Source organism: Actinomadura verrucosospora (genome assembly GCF_039540335.1).
GTDB lineage: Bacteria > Actinomycetota > Actinomycetes > Streptosporangiales > Streptosporangiaceae > Spirillospora > Spirillospora verrucosospora.
This window is the reverse complement of the sequence record NZ_BAABEV010000003.1, coordinates 165,248-182,573: the sequence shown is the minus strand read 5'-3', so window position 1 is coordinate 182,573 and position 17,326 is coordinate 165,248. Positions and strand designations below refer to the sequence as shown.

Annotated in this window: 13 protein-coding genes; 7 read left to right on the top strand and 6 right to left on the bottom strand. The window is 74.0% G+C overall.

All coding sequences use genetic code 11. The annotated features are described in order from the left end of the window. Nucleotides 1-3 precede the first annotated feature (3 nt). Genes ABD944_RS04945 through ABD944_RS04935 form a run of 3 tightly spaced genes read left to right on the top strand, consistent with a single transcriptional unit; the run spans nucleotide 4 to nucleotide 3,720 of the window. Complete coding sequence (locus ABD944_RS04945; protein ID WP_345172821.1) at nucleotides 4-1,212, top strand: hypothetical protein; 1,209 nt, start codon at nucleotides 4-6, stop codon at nucleotides 1,210-1,212. Then, nucleotides 1,209-2,198 (top strand): glycosyltransferase, encoded by a 990-nt coding sequence (locus ABD944_RS04940; protein ID WP_345172819.1) that lies wholly within the window; start codon nucleotides 1,209-1,211, stop codon nucleotides 2,196-2,198. The genes ABD944_RS04945 and ABD944_RS04940 overlap by 4 nt, the downstream gene beginning before the upstream one ends. Continuing rightward, on the top strand, nucleotides 2,182-3,720 hold the full coding sequence (locus tag ABD944_RS04935; protein WP_345172817.1) for a glycosyltransferase family 39 protein: 1,539 nt from the start codon (nucleotides 2,182-2,184) through the stop codon (nucleotides 3,718-3,720). Before ABD944_RS04940 ends, ABD944_RS04935 begins: the two co-directional genes overlap by 17 nt. On the opposite strand, the gene ABD944_RS04930 is transcribed toward ABD944_RS04935, so the two are convergent. Beyond that, the gene (locus ABD944_RS04930; protein WP_345172815.1) at nucleotides 3,702-5,186 is read right to left on the bottom strand and encodes a family 43 glycosylhydrolase; all 1,485 of its coding nucleotides are present in this window, start codon (nucleotides 5,184-5,186) and stop codon (nucleotides 3,702-3,704) included. The genes ABD944_RS04935 and ABD944_RS04930 overlap by 19 nt on opposite strands. Nucleotides 5,187-5,358: 172 nt before the next feature. Here ABD944_RS04930 and ABD944_RS04925 point away from each other — a divergent pair, with 172 nt between their 5' ends. Both ABD944_RS04925 and ABD944_RS04920 read left to right on the top strand, forming a co-directional pair. Continuing rightward, a complete protein-coding gene (locus ABD944_RS04925) occupies nucleotides 5,359-6,852 on the top strand; it encodes a sulfatase family protein (RefSeq protein ID WP_345172813.1) in 1,494 nt (497 codons plus the stop codon). Between the two features lie 105 nt (nucleotides 6,853-6,957). After that, on the top strand, nucleotides 6,958-10,422 hold the full coding sequence (locus ABD944_RS04920) for a beta propeller repeat protein (RefSeq protein ID WP_345172811.1): 3,465 nt from the start codon (nucleotides 6,958-6,960) through the stop codon (nucleotides 10,420-10,422). A 22-nt stretch (nucleotides 10,423-10,444) separates the two neighbouring features. Here ABD944_RS04920 and ABD944_RS04915 read toward each other — a convergent pair whose 3' ends face one another. Further along, the gene (locus ABD944_RS04915; RefSeq protein ID WP_345172809.1) at nucleotides 10,445-11,419 is read right to left on the bottom strand and encodes a glycosyltransferase; all 975 of its coding nucleotides are present in this window, start codon (nucleotides 11,417-11,419) and stop codon (nucleotides 10,445-10,447) included. Nucleotides 11,420-11,596: 177 nt separating this feature from the next. Then, the gene (locus ABD944_RS04910; RefSeq protein ID WP_345172808.1) at nucleotides 11,597-13,030 is read right to left on the bottom strand and encodes an LCP family protein; all 1,434 of its coding nucleotides are present in this window, start codon (nucleotides 13,028-13,030) and stop codon (nucleotides 11,597-11,599) included. A gap of 132 nt (nucleotides 13,031-13,162) precedes the next feature. Here ABD944_RS04910 and ABD944_RS04905 point away from each other — a divergent pair, with 132 nt between their 5' ends. Together ABD944_RS04905 and ABD944_RS04900 are read left to right on the top strand one after the other, a co-directional pair. Continuing rightward, the gene (locus ABD944_RS04905) at nucleotides 13,163-14,590 is read left to right on the top strand and encodes a DUF1266 domain-containing protein (RefSeq protein ID WP_345172806.1); all 1,428 of its coding nucleotides are present in this window, start codon (nucleotides 13,163-13,165) and stop codon (nucleotides 14,588-14,590) included. A 193-nt stretch (nucleotides 14,591-14,783) separates the two neighbouring features. After that, on the top strand, nucleotides 14,784-15,599 hold the full coding sequence (locus ABD944_RS04900; RefSeq protein ID WP_345172804.1) for a hypothetical protein: 816 nt from the start codon (nucleotides 14,784-14,786) through the stop codon (nucleotides 15,597-15,599). Between the two features lie 64 nt (nucleotides 15,600-15,663). Here ABD944_RS04900 and ABD944_RS04895 read toward each other — a convergent pair whose 3' ends face one another. From ABD944_RS04895 to ABD944_RS04885, 3 genes are read right to left on the bottom strand one after another with little or no spacing between them, the layout of a single operon-like run. Next, a complete protein-coding gene (locus ABD944_RS04895; RefSeq protein WP_185031495.1) occupies nucleotides 15,664-15,972 on the bottom strand; it encodes a DUF1416 domain-containing protein in 309 nt (102 codons plus the stop codon). A gap of 28 nt (nucleotides 15,973-16,000) precedes the next feature. Next, entirely contained in the window at nucleotides 16,001-16,840 is an 840-nt protein-coding gene (locus ABD944_RS04890) for a sulfurtransferase (RefSeq protein ID WP_345172801.1), read from the bottom strand. Further along, nucleotides 16,837-17,274 carry a DUF4395 domain-containing protein gene (locus tag ABD944_RS04885; protein WP_345172799.1) on the bottom strand — a complete coding sequence of 146 codons (438 nt, stop codon included), beginning with the start codon at nucleotides 17,272-17,274 and terminating at the stop codon, nucleotides 16,837-16,839. Before ABD944_RS04885 ends, ABD944_RS04890 begins: the two co-directional genes overlap by 4 nt. Nucleotides 17,275-17,326: the final 52 nt, after the last annotated feature.

Sequence of the window (17,326 nt, the reverse complement as noted above, 5' to 3'; positions counted from 1 at the left end):
CGTATGGGGGATTCCGGTAAGTCCGTCTACCTGCATGTCGGGGCGCCGACGGCCGAGGCGGACTTCCTGCACCGAGCGCTGTGGAGCAACCGGCGGCGGCTGGGCGACGCCGGTGTCTGCTACCCCGTCACGGGGCCGCAGGAGCACTTCGCGGCCGTGATGGACCTGCGCGAGATGAGCTGGGGCGGCCACCGGGACCCGGACTGGGACGGCGCGTGGGACCGTGTCGTGGAGCGCGCCCGCGACTGGGACGGCCCCGCGGTCGTCTTCTCCCAGCCTCTGCTGGGCGGGGCGACCGAGCAGCAGGTCAAGCGGGCCGTCTCGGCGCTGGAGCCCGCCGAGGTGCACGTGGTCCTCGCCACCCGCGACCTCGGCTGGCAGCTGATCCTCGACTGGCAGGAGCAGATCCGCCACGCGCACACCATCACGTTCGAGCGCTTCGTCGACGATCTCGTCGCGCTCGGCATCGACGCGCCGGAGCCGTACGGGGAGATGTTCTGGGGGCTGCACGACCCGGTGCGGGTGCTGCGGGCCTGGGGGTCGGCGGTGCCGCGGGAACGCGTCCACGTCCTCACGCTGCCGCCGCCGGGCGGCCGCGCCGGCCTGATGTGGGAACGCTTCAGCGCCCTGGTCGGCGTCGAGGACGGGGTGTGCGACCTCGGCGGCATCCCCGGCGACGAGCCGCTGTCGGCGGTCGAGGCGGAGCTGCTCCGCCGCCTGAACGAGAGGATCGGCACGACGCTCGGCGGCGACTACGAGCACATGGTCCAGGACCACCTCCTCGGGCGCGGCGCCGCCGGATCCGGGGGGTCGACGCGGCTCGCCGACGGGACGGACCGCACCCGGATGGGGCTGCCCGCCCGGCACGCCGAGTGGGCCGCGCACCGGACCCGCGAGCTGGCCGAGTCGCTGCGCGCCTCCGGCTACGACGTGGCCGGCGACCTGGACGAGCTGACCACGTCCCGGGTCCCGGAGGCCGCGATGCTCCCCGGCGACGTCCCGGAGGAGCTGGTCGCGACCGCGTCCGTCGAGGTGGCGGCGCACCTGCTGGAGGAGCTGTCGCTGGCGCGCGAACGCGTCGGCCTCGCCCACCTGCACAGCGAGATGGCGGGCGTGAAGGAGAACCTGGAGCGACTCATGGAGACCGCCGCGTCGCCGTCGCCGGCGCTGCAGCGCGCCGCCCGCAGGGCCGCGGGCAGGCGCAACCCGTGACCCCGGGCGCGAGGAGCGGCAACGGACCGTCCGTCACCGCGGTCGTCGTCACCTACAACCGGCGCGACCTGCTCGGCGAGGCCCTGACCGCGCTCGGCGCCCAGACGCGGCCCCCGGACCGGATCGTCGTGGTCGACAACGCGTCCGCCGACGGAACCGCCGCGATGGTCGCCGAGCGGTTCCCGGGCGTGCACCTGCTCGCCCTGCCCCGCAACATCGGCGGGGCCGGCGGGTTCAGCGCGGGCATGGCCCGGGCGATGGGCGAGGGCGCGGATCTGCTCTGGCTGCTGGACGACGACACCGTGCCCGAGCCGGAGGCCCTCCGAGCCCTGCTGGACGCGCGGGAGGCCGCGACCGGCGAGGACGGGCCGCCCGTGCTCGTGGCGAGCCGGGTCGTCTGGACCGACGGCCGGGACCACCCGATGAACACCCCCCGCCCCAAACCGCGGGCGACGGCCGCCGAGTCGCGGGTCGCGCACGCGGCCGGCTGCGTGCCGATCCGGTCCGCGTCGTTCGTGTCCGCGCTGGTGGACGCGGCGGCGGTGCGCGAGCGCGGGCTGCCGGTCGCCGACTACTTCCTCTGGAACGACGACTTCGAGTTCACGACGCGGCTGCTGCGCGGGCGCCGCGGGCTGCTCTGCCCCGGCAGCGTCGTCGTGCACAAGACCAGGGAGTTCGGCGGGACGGACGCGGACCCGGGCGACCGCTTCTTCTACGAGGTGCGCAACAAGATCTGGCTGTTCACCGGGAGCCGCGGGCTCGCGCCGCCCGAACGGGCCCTGTACGCGGGGTCGACGGCGCGGCGCTGGGCGCGCACGTTCGCCGGCTCCTCCGACCGCGCGGTGCTGCGCCGGGCGCTGGCCCGGGGCGTGAAGGACGGCCTGTTCACCCGCCCGAGGCCGACCGCCGCGATCCTGCGGGAGGCCGGTGTCCTGCCAGAAGCCGAGTTACCTCCCGACGGTCGCGGCCATGGTCGCGACGGCTAGCCGGCCCCGGGACGGGACCGCGCGCGTCACTCGCCTGCTCGCCGGTCCGGCGCCGCCGGTCGCGTGCGCCGCGCTGACGCTCGCCGTGGCGCTCGTCGGTATCGGCACCCCGTCCCTGTGGCTCGACGAGGGCGCCACGATCAGCATGACGACCCGGTCGTACGGCGACATGCTGCGCGTCTTCCCGCATCTGGATCTCGTGCACGCCCTCTACTACATGCTCATGAAGCCGTGGGTGGCGGTGTTCGGGACGAGCGCGCTCGCGCTGCGGCTGCCCAGCGCGCTCGCCATGGCGGCGGCCGCCGCGGGCCTCGCCGTCCTCGGCCGGCGCTGCCTCGGGCCGCCGGCCGGGCTCGCGGCCGGGCTGGTGTGGGCCGCCGGTCCGCAGACGAGCCGGTGGGCGCAGGAGGCGCGCTCCTACGCCATGACCGCGGCCGTCGCGGTGCTCGCCACCTACCTGCTCGTACGGGCCCTCGACCGGGACGAACGGCGTCCCTGGCGGTGGTTCGCCGGCTATGCCCCCGCGGTCGCGGTGCTGGGGTTCCTGCACCTGGACGGGGCCCTGCTGCTCGCGGCGCACGGCGTGACCGTTCTGCTGACCCGTCCCAAGGCCGGAGTGTGGCTGCGCTGGCTGGCGTCCGCGGCGGTGGCCGCGGCCCCGCTCGTGGTTCTGACGCTCGCGGCGCAGGACCAGAAGCGCCAGGTGGAGTGGCTTCCCCGGCCGTCGTGGGACGTCGCGTGGACGCAGCTCCAGTTCCTGACCGGAGACCGCGCGCTCGTCGCGCCGGTCGTGGCGCTCGCTCTGCTCGGCGTGGCGGCGAGCATCTCGGGCCGCGTCTCCGTCCCGCACCGCACGGCCTCCCTTGCCGCCGTCGCGCTCCCCTGGGCGCTCGTGCCGACCGTGCTGCTGCTCCTCGTCTCCAGCGTGACGGACCCGGTCTTCTACTACCGGTACACGACCTACTGCCTGCCCGCCGTCGCGCTGCTCGTCGGCGCCGGCCTGGCCGGGCTGCTCACCGTCGCCCGCCGCCCCGCCGCCCGCGCCGTACCGGTGGCCGCCGCGGCGGCGGTGCTCGTGGTCCCGTCCCTGCGCGTCCACGGCGACATCCGCCGCCAGGACAGCCGCCTCGACGACATGCGCGCCGCCGCCGACGCCGTCCGCGCGCACGCCCGGCCCGGGGACGCCATCGTCTACCTCGCCGGGAGCGCCCGGTGGAGCGCCGCCGCCTACCCCGGCGTCTTCGGGCGGCTGCGCGACGCCGGCGTGAGCACCGACCCGGTGGCCGCCGCCAACCTCAAGGGCCGTGACCTGCTCCCCCGCGAGCTGCCGCCGAGGCTCGCCGGGACGGACCGGGTGTGGGTGATGAACCACCGCTCCCTCGACCCGCACAACCCGATCATCGAACGGCGGGAGCGCGCGGTGCAGTCCGCCGGGCCCTGGCGGAGGGCCGGGACGTGGACGTACCGGGGCGGCTGGCTGGTCCTGTTCGAGCGGACGGGCCCCTACCGCAGTTCCAGGTAGTCGACCTGCCCCTGACCGTCGAGGCGGCGCAGGCCGATCGTGTTCCAGCCCGCCGCCAGCTCCACCGTCGCGGGGACGTCCGCCCAGTCGGCGCCCGCCGTGGCGCGCAGCCGTACGGACGTCGCGGCATAGCCGTTCACCGACATCTCCAGGTCGGAGTCGCGGCCGGAGCGGTTGGCGTACCGGGTGCGGACCGCGTAGCTCCCGGCGGTGGGCGCGAACACCGGCACCTCGACGCGGCAGTCGTCGCGCGCGAAGGGCCCGACCGCCGACCCCCCGGACGCGTTGGGCCGCGCCAGCGCCGAGACGCAGCCGTTCAGCCGCCCCCGCTCCGCCTCGTACCGGACGGGGACGCCCCGGACGGCGGGACGCGCGCCGTCCCAGCCGAGGCGGGCGACGTACATGCCGCGGGTCACCCGGGAGCCGCCGTGGTGGTCGAGGATGCCGTGGAAGACGAGGTAGTCGCCGGTGTCGTCGGCGAACACGTCCGCGCTGCCCGGCCCCTCGACCTTCCCGCCGTACAGGCCGGTGGACTGGACGGCGCCGCCCTTGGCGTACGGCCCCTCGATCGACGAGGCCACCGCGTAGCGCGTCTGGTACTCCGGCGTGAAGTACCAGCCCGCCGAGTACAGCAGCACGTACTTCCCGCCGCGCCGGACCAGGTCGGGCGCCTCCACCAGGACGGGCTCGTCCGCCGCGCGCCCCATGATCAGCCTCGCCGGGCCGGCCGGGCGCAGCCCGTCCGGGCTCAGCCTGACCAGGTAGATCGCGGCCGTCTTCTGGTCGTCGGTCTTGTAGAGCAGGTAGCGGGTGCCGTCCGGCTCGACGTAGGACCCGGGGTCGATCGCGCCGCCGAGGTCCAGCGGGCAGACCAGCGGCCCGCCCTCCTGCGGGACGAACGGGCCCGCGGGCGAGGACGCGGTCGCGACCCCGATGCACTGCTCGGCGCCGTCCCTGCGGCGCGCGGAGAAGTACAGCACGTAGGTGCCCTCGGGCTCGCGCGGCGCGACCACCTCGGGCGCCCAGGTCCAGCCTCCGGCGGCCCAGGCCGGGAGCCGGGCCAGGCCGTCGCCGGGCCTCGTCCTCCACGGCCCGGTCGGCGACGGGGCCGTCGCGACCGGCATCGTCGCGTCCGCGTTGTTGGTGCCGTAGGCGAAGTACGTCCCCGCCACCTTGATCACGGTGGGGTCGGCGAAGGACCCGTCGATCACCGGTGCGGCGGGCGAGTAGCCGGGCGGGTCGATCGCCGCCGGAGTGCCCGCCGGGCTCGGCGGCGGCGCGCCCGGCGACGCGCCCGAGCCGGGCCGGCCGGAACCGCCCCGCGGGTGGGCGCCCGTCCCGCCGGACGGCGGGGCCACCGTCACCGCCAGCCAGACGACCAACGCGACCAGGGCGCTGATCGCGGCCCCCGCGATCAGCGGCAGCAGCGGTGCGAGCGCCCGCGGGTCACGGTCCGTCCACCTCATGGCACCCCGCATCATGCCAACAACCGGGGCGGGACGGCCAACGGGCGCCGCATGCGCGACCCGCGTCCGGATCGTTACGCTTGCCCGGCGATCTCGCCACAGAAAGGACACGCTCATCACGGAGGGGACGCTCGACACGGGCAGGACGCCCGGCGCGGAGAGGTCACGGACGTTGAGCCGGCATCGGCGGCTGGCGGCCGTGCTGTGCCTGCTCGCCGTCCTCGGGACGAGCGGCTGCCTCTTCCGGCCGGACGAGCGCCCCGCGCCGAAGGCGGTGAAGCCCCCGAAGAAGCCGAACGTCGTGTTCGTCCTCACCGACGACCTGTCCTGGAACCTCATCGCGCACATGCCGCAGGTGGTGCAGATGCAGCGGGACGGCCTCACCTTCGACGACTTCATCATGGCCGACTCGCTCTGCTGCACCTCGCGCGCCACGATCTTCACCGGGCGGTACCCGCACAACACCGGTGTCCGCACGAACTTCCCGCCCGACGGCGGCTACGAGGTCTTCAAGGACAAGGGCGGCGAGCAGGCGTCGTTCGCCCCGTCGCTGCAGAAGGCCGGCTACCGGACGGCGCTCCTCGGCAAGTACATGAACGGCTACCAGCCCAACGACACCCAGGGCGACACGAAGCCGTACGTGCCGCCGGGGTGGGACGAGTGGCACGTCAGCGGCAACGGCTATCCCGAGTACGACTACAACCTGAACGAGAACGGCCGGCTCGTGCACTACGGCGCCCGGCCGCAGGACTACCTGACCGACGTCCTGGCGAACAAGGGCGTCGAGTTCGTCCAGCGGTCCGGAGCGTCCGGGCAGCCGTTCTTCATCCAGATCGCGACGTTCGCGCCGCACGGGCCGTTCGTGCCGGCGCCGCGCCATGCCGGGCTGTTCGGCGGCCTGACCGCGCCGCGCCCCCCGTCGTTCAACGAGGCCGACATCCGCGACAAGCCGTCCTGGCTGCGGTCGCACGCGCCGTTGCGCAGGTGGGGGATCCGCCGCATCGACGAGGGTTTCCGCGACCGGGTGCGGATGGTGCAGTCGGTCGACGAGATGGTCGGCCGCATCCGGACGACGCTGAAGGAGCGCGGCCTCGACCGGGAGACCTACCTGGTGTTCGGCTCCGACAACGGCTTCCACCTGGGCGAGCACCGGCTGGCCGGCGGGAAGATGACCGCGTTCGACACCGACGTCCGCGTGCCCTACATCGTCGTCGGGCCGGGCGTCCCCGCCGGGCGCAAGGTCAGCGAGCTCGCGCAGAACACCGACCTGGCCCCGACCTTCCAGGAACTGGCGGGCGTGCGCCCGCCGGCGGCGACCGACGGCCGGTCGCTCGTCCCGTTCCTGCGCGGCGCCGCCCCGGCGGGCTGGCGCGAGTCGGCGCTGGTCGAGCACGTCAAGCCGCCGCCGTCCCCGCTGGACCCCGACCGGCAGGACTCCGCGCCCGGCGCGCCGACCACCTACAACGCGATCCGCACCCGCGACATGCTGTACGTGGAGTACACCGGCGGGGAGACCGAGTACTACGACCGGGTCCGCGATCCGCACGAGCTGGACAACATCGCCGCCGGGCTGCCGGAGCAGCGGCGCCGCCACCTGTCCGACCTCCTGTACGCGCTGACCCACTGCACGGGCTCCGGCTGCACCCCCGCGGGCCGGAGCCGATGACGAAGTTCCGTCCTTTATGCGCCGCTATCATCGCTGACGACTGCGGACGCGCCAGGGCGATGTGCAGGGTGAGACGTGCAGAGTGACCGGAAGCTGGGAGAGGGCGTGACTCCAACCGGAAAGCCGGATGACGACCACGAGGGTGAGCGTCCCGAACCCGGGCAGCCGGAGCAGACGCCTCCCCCGTCGCACTGGCTGGACGACCAGGACACCTCGTCCGGCCCGCTGCTCCCCGCGGACGATCCGGAGGACGATCCCGAGGACGATTCCGACGAGGCCGACGCGCCCGAGGACTACCCCGAGGACTCCCCGGAGGACGACCCGGAGGCGGACATGGCGGACCGCACCGTCATGGACCCCAAGTTCAACCAGACGCTGATCCTGCCGAAGCGGCAGAAGCCCGCGGCCGACCGGCCCGCGGAGACCGCCGGAGAGCCGGGCGGCGATGGCGAGGAGGCGGCCTCGCCCGTCCTGCCCGCTCCCGTCGCGGACGCTCCGGCCGCGTCCACCGACGTCCCCCCGCCGCAGCCCTCCCCGTACGGGCAGGAGATGGCGGACGTGACGAGGACGGAGATCCCTCTCCCGCCGCCCTCCTCCTACGAGGAGGACATGGCGGACGTGACGAGGATCGAGTCCCCCGCCCAGCCGCCTCCCTCCCAGGGGCATGACATGGGCGACGTCACGAGGGTCGAGTCCCCCGATCAGCCGCCTGCCTCCCAGGGGCAGGACGCGGAGGAGGTGACGTGGATCGGGCCCCCCGCCCAGTTGCCTGCCTCCCAGGGGCAGGACGCTGAGGAAGTGACGTGGATCCAACCCCCCAACCAGCCGCCTGCCTCCTATGGGCAGGACTCGGGGGACGTCACGAGGACCGAGTTCCCCGCCCAGCCGCCTCCCTCCTACGGGCAGGACATGGCGGACGTCACCCGCGTCGAGAAGCTGCCGTCCTTCCCGCAGGCCGCGCATCCGCAGCCCGCGCCCCCGCAGAGCCCCCCGGCCCACGAGCCGTTCCCGTGGGCGCAGGAGATCCCCGGCACCCCTGCGCGCCCGGCCCCCGAGCCGTTCCCCTACGCGCAGGACATCCCCGGCGCGCAGGCCTCCCCCGCCCCGCAGGCCCAACCCGCGGCGGAGCCGTTCCCGTGGGCGCAGCAGATCCCCGGGACGCCGCCCCCCGCCCCCGGCCCGGAGGCCGTCCACCCGGTGGCGCCCCCGCCGGTGATCGAGGAGCCGTGGCGGACCGGGGGGCCGGGCGGCCCGAAGGGGCCCCGCAGGAGCCTCAGGAAGCCGCTGCTCATCGGCGCGGGCGGGCTCGCCGCCGTGGCGCTGGTCGCCGCGGGCGTGCTCGTGGTGCCCGGCCTGGTCGGCGGTGACGACGACGGCGACGGCGGCGCGGGCGCCAAGCTCGCCGGCGCGCTGTTCCCCGTGGACGCCGCCGCTCGCACCGACGGCCGCGACCAGCAGGTCACCGGCGTCGCGGCGCGCGGCTCGACGGTGGTCGCGGTCGGCGGCGAGACCGACCCGCAGAACTCCCGCGGCCTGTTCCTCGTCTCCACCGACGGCGGACGCACCTTCACGTCGGTCGACCAGCAGGACACCGACGGCGGCCTCGCGCCGCCCGGCGGTGTCCCCGAGGCGGTCGGCGCGTCACGCCGCGGCTGGGTCGCCGTCGGCCGCCGTGTCAACGGCGGCGGCGCCGTCTGGACCAGCAAGGACGGCAAGGAGTGGCGCCGCCAGCCCGACGCCGTCGGCGACGTCTTCGGCCCGCAGAACCGGGTGACCCGGATCGTCGGCACCGGCGGCGGGTTCCTCGCCGTCGGCGAGAACTCCCCCAAGGGCGACTTCAGCGACGCGCGTCCGGCGGTGTGGCTGTCGAGCGACGGACGCCGGTGGGAGGCGCGGGTCGGCGACCAGATCGGGCTGCAGGTCCAGAACGCCGGGTTCTCCCTGGTCGAGACCGCGGCGAACGGCGACGTGATCCTGCTGGAGGGGCTCATCACGCCCGACTCCAAGAAGCCCGGCCCGTACCGGAAGGTCTGGCGCTCCGACGACGCCGGCCGGACGTGGGCGACATCCGACGTGCCGGCGCCGAAGGGCAGCCGCGGCCTGATGATCGGCGGGGGCGGCGGGGCGGGGTTCCTGGCGATGCGCGAGATGTCGGCGTCCGGGAAGCTCTTCGGCCAGGCCTACACGTCCAGGGACGGCAGGTCGTGGACCAGGACCGGCAAGCTCGAACCGGCCGGCTACCAGCGCACGAACGGGATCGTCTCCGACGGCCGGGGCTTCACCGCCGTCGTCGTCCGGGGCACCGACGTGCTGCTCGCGCGCACCGCGGACGGCGCCGCCTGGAAGGCGGCCGGCACCGCCGAGTCGAAGGCGGGCCGGGAGGTGCTGGGCGCCGCCGCGGCGGGCGGCCAGACGGTGCTCGTCGGCCGCGAGCCCGGCGGCGGCGACCTGGACCCGATGCTCGGCGTGTGGGACGCGGGCGGCGCCGCGCTCCCCGTCGACCCGGCGAAGATCCCCGGCGCCGTCCGGCCCGACCACGCCGTGCGCGCCGTGGCCGCCACGAACGGCCTCGCGGTCGCGGTCGGCAGCGCGAGCGGTGATGCCGCCGTGTGGTCGTCGCAGGACGGCGCGTCCTGGAAGGCCGCGCAGGGGCTCGGCGCCGCGTTCACCCGGCCCGGCCCGCAGCAGCTGGTCGACGTCGCCGCGGGAGCCGCCGGCTGGCTGGCGGTCGGCTACGACCAGTCCGCGCCGCGCCGCCCCCTCGTCGTCACCTCCCAGGACGGCTCGACGTGGCAGGCGGCCGACACCGCGCCCGCCTTCGCGGCGAACAAGCAGGGCCCGCCCGTCACCCATGCCGCGGCGGCCGGCTCCGCCGGGTACGTCGTCGTCGGCACGCAGGGCTTCTCCGTCGCGACCTGGTACTCGCCCGACCTGAAGAACTGGGCGCGGGGCGCGGGCACGGACCCGAAGATGATGGCGGGCACCAAGACCGCGAGCCGCTGGATGCTGGACGTCGCGTCCGGTTCGTTCGGGTACGCCGCCGTCGGCGGCAGCCGGGACGGCAAGGGCAACCACCCGTCGGTGTGGCTGTCGCCCGACGGCAAGCGGTGGACGCTTCAGGAACTCCAGCTCCCCGGGGCAGGGGTGACCGAAGGCCACCTCACCCATGTCGCCGCCAAGGGGAGCACGCTCGTGGCGGCCGGGATCGCGGCCACCCCGAAGGGGCTCGACTGGCTCGGCTACGTGTCCACCGACGCCGGCAGGACGTGGCGTCCCCTGCCGTCGCCGAGCGGCGGCACGACCGTCGGCGTCAGCGCGCTGACCGCGACCCCGAAGGGCTTCGCCGCGACCGGCACGACCTGGCGCGCGGGCGCGACCGATGTGGTGTCGTGGACGTCCGCGGACGGCGCGTCCTGGCGGGCCTCCACGCCCGGCGGCACCGGCCTCGGCGGCGTCGGCGACCAGGAGATCACCGGCCTCGCCGCCTTCGGGAACACGCTGCTCGGAGTGGGCCGCAGCGCCGACTCGGGCGGCGGCCAGCCCGTCCTGTGGAGCCGGCCCGTGCCGTGACCCGGCCCCGCGCCGCCCCGCGCTACTTCTCCGGTTGCGGCGGGGCGGCGTCCAGGCCGGGGAGCCCCTGGTGCCCGCCTCCCGCCGGGCGCGCATGCCGGGGGATGTAGGGGATGGCCGGGCGGGTGCCCGGCCGGGCCCGGTCGCGGTCGCGCAGGCGGTTGCGGCGGGCGCCGTAGGGGGCGACGACCGCGCGGTAGAACGGTTTGCGGATCAGCGTGGGGACGAGCCGGTAGCCGCCGCGCACCATGACGTTGCGCCAGTACTGGGGCTGGGAGATGAAGCCCTCGCGGAGCATCTCGCGCTGCAGCCGCAGTTCGGAGCGCAGCAGGTCGCGCCCGCCGCGCCGCTCGTAGGCCCCCTGGCCGACGCGGTAGTACACGAGGGGCTCGGCGACATTCACGATCCGCGCCCCGCCCGCGATCATGCGGGCGAACAGCCAGTAGTCCTCCATCAGGGGCAGGTCGCCGTAGCCGCCCGCGGCGACGACGGCGCTGCGCCGGTAGACGACCGTGGGGTGGTTGAACGGGTCGTGCAGGCGGGAGTAGCGCGCGATGTCGGCGGGGTCGCTCGGCGGGATGCGGCGGCCGACGATGTCGGTGATGTCGGTGCCGAACTCCAGCAGTCCCGCGCCCACGAGCTCGGCGCCCGCGCGCACCAGCGGGACCTGCGTCTGGAAGCGGTGCGGCATCGAGTAGTCGTCGGCGTCCATGCGGGCGACGATGTCGTGGCGGGCGGCGTGCAGGCCGGCGTCGAGGGCGGGGCCGAGGCCCCGGTTGTGCTCCAGGTGGACGAACGTGACCTCGACCGGGCTGATCCTCACGAGGTCGCGCAGGCCGGAGGCGAGCGCGGGCGGGACGGGCCCGTCCTGCACGAGGACGACCTGGTCCGGGCGGAGGGTCTGGAGGTGGACGGCGCTGCGGAAGGCGTCCCGGACATGCTCCTCACGATCACCGCCGTAGACGGTCATCAGCAGGGTGAAGGGTTCGGGCTGCATGCGTCCGTTCCGGGGGGGAGCGTGGCGGCCGTGGGGGGCGCCCGTGCGGGGGCGGGGCGGCGGGCCAGGTCGGGGGGTAGAGGGGGGCGCCGTCCTAGATGAGACGTTTCAAGAGGGTCGATGGTTTGCGCGGCCAAGATACCGCTGAGACGGCTCCCAACGGGTTCGGGCGCGTCATCAGGTCGGTGCGCAGATGTTGCGGTCGGCGCGGATCTCCCCCGCGATCTGCGGAACCATCGGGCCCAGCCCCCGCAGTTGGGCGCCGTCCCTGCCGATGACCAGGTAGACGTAGCCGGGTTTCGCGGACGCCCACGGGCGCGGCTGGTGGCCGGGCACCGCGATCGCCGTGCGCGCGGCCTGCCGCTCGGCGCCCGCGCCGTAGAGGATCCGGGTGTGGGGGACGGGCTTCCTGGCGGTGCCGACCTTGACGACCTGGAAGCCGCGCTCGGTGAGCTGGTCGGCGGTCCGCTGGGCGAGGCCGCCGGTGCCGGAGGCGTTGTAGACAGCGAGCCTGACCTGCGTGGGCGGGACGGGCTGGACCTTGTTGTTCGCGGGCACGGGCTCCGGCTGGGGGAGCTTGTTGTCCTCGCGGATGGCCCGGAACAGGGGCTCGGCGGCGGCCTGTGCGAACTGGACGCGGTTCTTGTCCTGCGGGAACGCCTGCACGGGCACGGTGACGAAGCGGACCTTGCCGGCGCTCATCCCGCCCAGGGACGCGGCGAGCTTCTGCATCACCGACAGGGTGAGCCCGTCGTCCGCCTTGATGGACCTGGTGGCGGCGGACAGGAAGGCGTAGGTGCGGCCGGGGTCGGTGAGCATGCCCTTGTCCGTGGCCTTCTTGACGACGGAGGCCATGAACGCCTGCTGCCGCTTGATCCGGTCGAGGTCGGAGCCGTCGCCGAGGACGTAGCGGGTGCGGACGTAGCCGAGGGCCTGGTCGCCGCGGACGGTCTGCCGGCCGGCCCTGAGGTGCAGTTCGGCCTTGGGGTCGTCGATCCGCCGGGGGACGCAGATCTCCACGCCGCCGAGCGCGTCCACGACCCGCTTGAACCCGGCGAAGTCGACCTCGACGTAGTGGTCGATGTGGATCTTGGTGAGCGACTCGATCGTCCGCCAGGTGCAGGCCGGGCCGCCGTTGGAGAACGCCGCGTTGATCATTCCGAACTGGGCCGGGACCGTCGTGCCGTTCTTGCGCTTGCACGGCGGCATCTGCACCATCGAGTCGCGCGGGAAGCTGACGCCGATGGCGCTCTGCCCGCCGGGCGAGATGTGCAGCAGGATCGTGGTGTCGGAGCGCTGCCCGGCCTCGGTGCCGTAGCGGGCGTTCTCCCCGGCGCGGCTGTCGGAGCCCATCATCAGGATGTTCAGCGAGTTGTTCAGCTTGGGCGGCCGGTGCTCGCCGAGCCGGCCGTCGACGTTCTCCCGGTCGATCTGCCCGTCGAGCCGGCGCCAGAACCCGTAGGCGGTGAGGCTGCCCGCCACGAGCACGACCGACAGCCCGATCGACACCCAGCCGAGCATGCGCCACAGGCGCCCCCGCACCGGCGGCTCCGGTGGCGGCGGGGCGCTGTCCGCGTAGTACACGGGCGGGGGCGCGACGGCTCGCTGCATCCGGAACATTTCAGCACAGATTGGACATGCGCCACGGGCGTCGCGGGAAAGAGCCAGGCCCGCGTTCCGACCGCCGCATAAGGGGCACCGGGTAGATGATCTAGACGTAAGGGATGCTGTACGGTCCTGCCCATGGAAGAGGCCGGTCAGCTCGACGCGCTTGAGCGGGCCGTCGAAGGGACGCTCGCCGAGGGGTCGTTCGAGTTCGACGACGAGGAGGCGGTGCTCCGCATCGAGGGGTCCCTCGTCCTCACGACCGGCTGGTTCCTCGCCCTCGGCGCGGGCGGCGTGGGCCTGCTGCTGACCGGTGCCGTCCTGTCCCTGACCGGGTTCCCGGACCAGGCACGGTGGGCGCTGGCCCCCGGCGCCGTCCTGCTCGCCCTGGTGGGCGGGTTCGTCCTGCTGCTGCGCTTCACCCCGCTCGCCGGGCTCTGGTCGGACCTCGAACTGCGGTTCGCCGAGCAGGCCATGGTCCACCGGCGCACGCGGATCCCGTTCGGCGACCTGCGCCCCGAGCACCTGGTGTGGAAGAACGGCCGGTTCTTCCGCCGCCTCTACGTCCGGCACCCGGCGCTGCGCAAGCAGCTCGCCGGGTTCTTCGGCAGCGAGGAGCGGCAGGCCGAGGAGTTCCAGCGGCGGCTCTGGGATCTGATCCGCGCGCCCGACCTGAACGGCGTCCTCGCCCGCGGCAGCGACCTCACCCCGGTGCAGCGCTGGATCATCGCGGCCGGCGCCCCCTACGGCGCCGTCAACGGGTTCCGGGTGGACCGGCTCGGCGCCGCCCCCGGCGCGTCCGCGGCGGCCGCCGACCGCCGCGCGGCGCAGGACCTGCTCCAGGACCCCTGGGGCGCCTACGACCTGGAGCAGCTCCTCGGCGCCGTCAACTGGCTCGTCCAGGACGGGCACCGCGCCGACTTCACGCAGGACGCGCACCTCGCCGGCCGGTCCCCCGCCGAGCAGCGGGAGTACCAGTCGCTGCTGCGCGAGGTCGACGGCCTCATCACCGGCGACCGGCTGGAGCCCCCGTTCGTCGAGCGGCTGATCGAGCTGGTCCGCATCCGGTACGGGGACGAGGGCGACTCGTACGCGCGGCTCGTCCCGCCGCTGCTGCGCGACGAGCCGGGCGCGGACGCGAGCGAGGAGGGCGCCGAGCTGGCCCAGTTCCTCCACCAGCTCTTCAACGACCGCAACCACGCGGCGGAGGAGCTGCACCGGCTGAAGGCCCTCGCCGACCCCGCGCTGCGCGCCAACGTGGGACGGTTCCTGATCTGGGACTACGGGCGCGCGCTCATGCTCTTCCGGTGGGGCCACATCGTCGGCTGGCTGACCGAGGAGTACTGCTGGGACCGGATGCTCCCGCTCGCGCTCGACATCCAGCGGCGGTACACGTCCTGGCGCGACATGGCGACCTGCTACCTGCAGGGACGCCTGCTCTGGTCGGGCGGCGGCGGCCCGGCGCAGGCCGAGTACGAGCGGCTCGTCGAGGAGCTCGCCACCGAGCCCCTCAGCCCCTGGAACCTCGTCCCCTGGGACCTGGAACTCACCCGCGACTGGACCTAGTCCGGGATTCGCCGCCCGCCGCAACCGGACCCGCGTGTGATCTATCTCTCCGGTCCCCGGAATGCCCACCGCGGAACGGTTGTGTCGGCGCGGCCATCTGTATATGGGAAATCTGCCACGAAATCACCATTCACCGCACGTAGTCTGGTCCGACCTCAGTCGGCACCCCGCACGTGAACCGCCCGGAGCGACCATGAACCCCCCACCTTGGCCCGGCCAGCAGCCCGGTCGGCCGGGATTCCCGCCGCCTGCCGCGCCCGCCGGCCCTCCGCCGATGCCCGGCGGCCCCGGCTTCCCACCCCCGTACCCGCCGCGGCGCGGCGGCGGCAGCACGCTCGTGTGGCTGCTCGTCGTCGGCGCGGTGCTGGTGGTGGCCGTCGCCGGGACGTTCGCCGTCCTCGTCTTCAGCGGCGATGACGACGACCCGGCCCGGCCCGTGACGCTGCCGTCCACGACGCGCCTCCCGAGCTACGGCTCCTCGACGGAGCCGACCGTGCCCTCGCCCACCTACTCCAGCGGCGGGGCGGTCGACCCCGCCGGCGTCCTGAAGCGGACGATCACGACGGCGAAGGGCAACGTGTTCACCCAGGCGGGGACGCGCACCGAGTCGTGCGTCACCCGCGCGAACTCCGTGCTGCTGCCGGCGCTGCGCCGGCACCCGTGCATGGGGAGCATGTACTCGGCCGTCTACGCCAGCCCGTCCAGGCAGATCATCACCTCGGTCTCGATCCTGAAGTTCGCCACGTCGACGGACGCGGCCATCGTCAAGGGCTACACGAACCAGGAGGGCTGGCCGAAGCTGCTGACCCCGTCGGACGCCAGCGGGCTTCCGCAGCCGAAGGCCGACCCCGCGTACTGGACGCGGACCTGGGCGCAGGGCTCCACGGTCGTCTACGCCCAGTCGTACTGGTCGAGCGGCGGCCCGACGGGCGACCGCACCGGCAGCGTCTTCGCCACCGCCGGGGAACTCGGCGTCGAGGTCACCAACACGCTGACGTTCAGCAACTGACCCCCGGACGCGACGAACCCCGCCGCCCCGAGGGGGCGGCGGGGTTCGCGGATCCGGACGCGGGTCAGATCGTGACTTCGAGGCCGGCGACCTCGCCGGTCTTCGCGGTGACGCCGGTGTCGACGCTCACACCGCCGGCCGCCAGGACGCGGACCGTCCAGTCGCCGTCGGCGGCGAAGAAGCGGAACACGCCCTCCTCGCCCGTCACCACCTCGGCGGTGAACTCGCCCGACGAGTCGAGGAGGCGGGCGTAGGCGCTGGACACAGGGGCGCCGTCACGCGTGACGGTCCCCTGGATGACGGCCTCGTTGGCCAGGTCGACGGTCGCCGGAAGGTGCGCCGTCTGCTCGGGCGCTGCGCAGCCCTGGGTCATGGTTCCTCCAAGTGTGGTGCTGCGGGACTTACTTGCCTGCGCCGAGCTCGATCGGCACGCCGACGAGCGAGCCGTACTCGGTCCACGAACCGTCGTAGTTCTTCACGTTCTCCAGGCCCAGCAGCTCGCGCAGCGCGAACCACGTGTGCGAGGAGCGCTCGCCGATGCGGCAGTAGGCGATGGTGTCCTTGTTCAGGTCGACCCCGGCCTCGGTGTAGAGGGCGCGGAGCTCCTCGTCGGACTTGAACGTGCCGTCGTCGTTGGCCGCCTTCGACCACGGGATGTTGGCCGCGGTCGGCACGTGGCCGGCGCGCTGCGACTGCTCCTGCGGCAGGTGCGCCGGGGCGAGCAGCTTGCCGCTGAACTCGTCGGGCGAGCGGACGTCGATCAGGTTCTGCTTGCCGATCGCGTCGACGACCTCGTCGCGGAAGGCGCGGATCGTCAGGTCCTGGTCCTTGGCCTTGTACTGGGTCGCGGGACGGCTCGGGACGTCGGTGACCAGCTCGCGGGAGTCCAGCTCCCACTTCTTGCGGCCGCCGTCGAGGAGCTTCACCTTGTCGTGGCCGTACAGCTTGAAGTACCAGTACGCGTACGCCGCGAACCAGTTGTTGTTCCCGCCGTACAGGATGACCAGGTCGTCGTTCGCGATGCCCTTGCTCGACAGCAGCTGCTCGAAGCCGGTCCTGTCGACGAAGTCGCGGCGGACCGGGTCCTGGAGCTCGGTCTTCCAGTCGATCTTCACGGCGCCACGGATGTGGCCCTTGTCGTAGGCGGACACGTCCTCGTCGACCTCGACGAGCACGAGCCCGGGGTCGTCAAGGTGGGCCTCGACCCAGTCGGTGTCCACCAGGACGTCTGAGCGGCTCATGCGGGAACCTTCCCTTCGGAGCGGACTTTCGCGGTGATGCGGCGGAAGAGCGGATACATCTCGCAGCCGAGGCAGAACCCGAACGCCGCGTTCAGGAACGCCGCCGCCAGTGCGAGGGCGGTGGCACCGATGCCGAGCCAGGTCGTTCCCGTCGCGTACCCGACGGTGCCCAGGAGGGCGAAGGCGAACCCGACACCCTGCGCGAAGCGGGGCGCGGCCTCGTCCTCCAGTTCCCTGGGCGGGGCGAGACGGGGACGGATGAGCACTTTGAACACCAGTCCGTACGGGGCGTACCGAAGGCCGAAGGAGGTCGCGATGGCGAACACGACGGCCTGAGCGGCGAGCAGTGCCCAGCTTCCGGTCACCAGGACGACGACGAGGACGGCCGTGGTGACGGAGGCGCCGAAGCGCGGCCCGCGTGGATCGACCTGCATCGGGGATCTCCTGGCGGAGTGGAAGCGTGCGTACGAGCTAGAAGGAGAAGGT

Excerpts from the sequence above, each read along its gene's own strand:
- ABD944_RS04945 (WP_345172821.1), top strand. The coding sequence starts at position 4 with ATGGGGGATTCCGGTAAGTCCGTCTACCTGCATGTCGGGGCGCCGACG.
- ABD944_RS04935 (WP_345172817.1), top strand. The coding sequence starts at position 2,182 with ATGGTCGCGACGGCTAGCCGGCCCCGGGACGGGACCGCGCGCGTCACT.
- ABD944_RS04930 (WP_345172815.1), bottom strand. The coding sequence starts at position 5,186 with ATGAGGTGGACGGACCGTGACCCGCGGGCGCTCGCACCGCTGCTGCCG.
- ABD944_RS04915 (WP_345172809.1), bottom strand. The coding sequence starts at position 11,419 with ATGCAGCCCGAACCCTTCACCCTGCTGATGACCGTCTACGGCGGTGAT.
- ABD944_RS04910 (WP_345172808.1), bottom strand. The coding sequence starts at position 13,030 with ATGCAGCGAGCCGTCGCGCCCCCGCCCGTGTACTACGCGGACAGCGCC.
- ABD944_RS04905 (WP_345172806.1), top strand. The coding sequence starts at position 13,163 with ATGGAAGAGGCCGGTCAGCTCGACGCGCTTGAGCGGGCCGTCGAAGGG.
- ABD944_RS04900 (WP_345172804.1), top strand. The coding sequence starts at position 14,784 with ATGAACCCCCCACCTTGGCCCGGCCAGCAGCCCGGTCGGCCGGGATTC.
- ABD944_RS04895 (WP_185031495.1), bottom strand. The coding sequence starts at position 15,972 with ATGACCCAGGGCTGCGCAGCGCCCGAGCAGACGGCGCACCTTCCGGCG.
- ABD944_RS04890 (WP_345172801.1), bottom strand. The coding sequence starts at position 16,840 with ATGAGCCGCTCAGACGTCCTGGTGGACACCGACTGGGTCGAGGCCCAC.
- ABD944_RS04885 (WP_345172799.1), bottom strand. The coding sequence starts at position 17,274 with ATGCAGGTCGATCCACGCGGGCCGCGCTTCGGCGCCTCCGTCACCACG.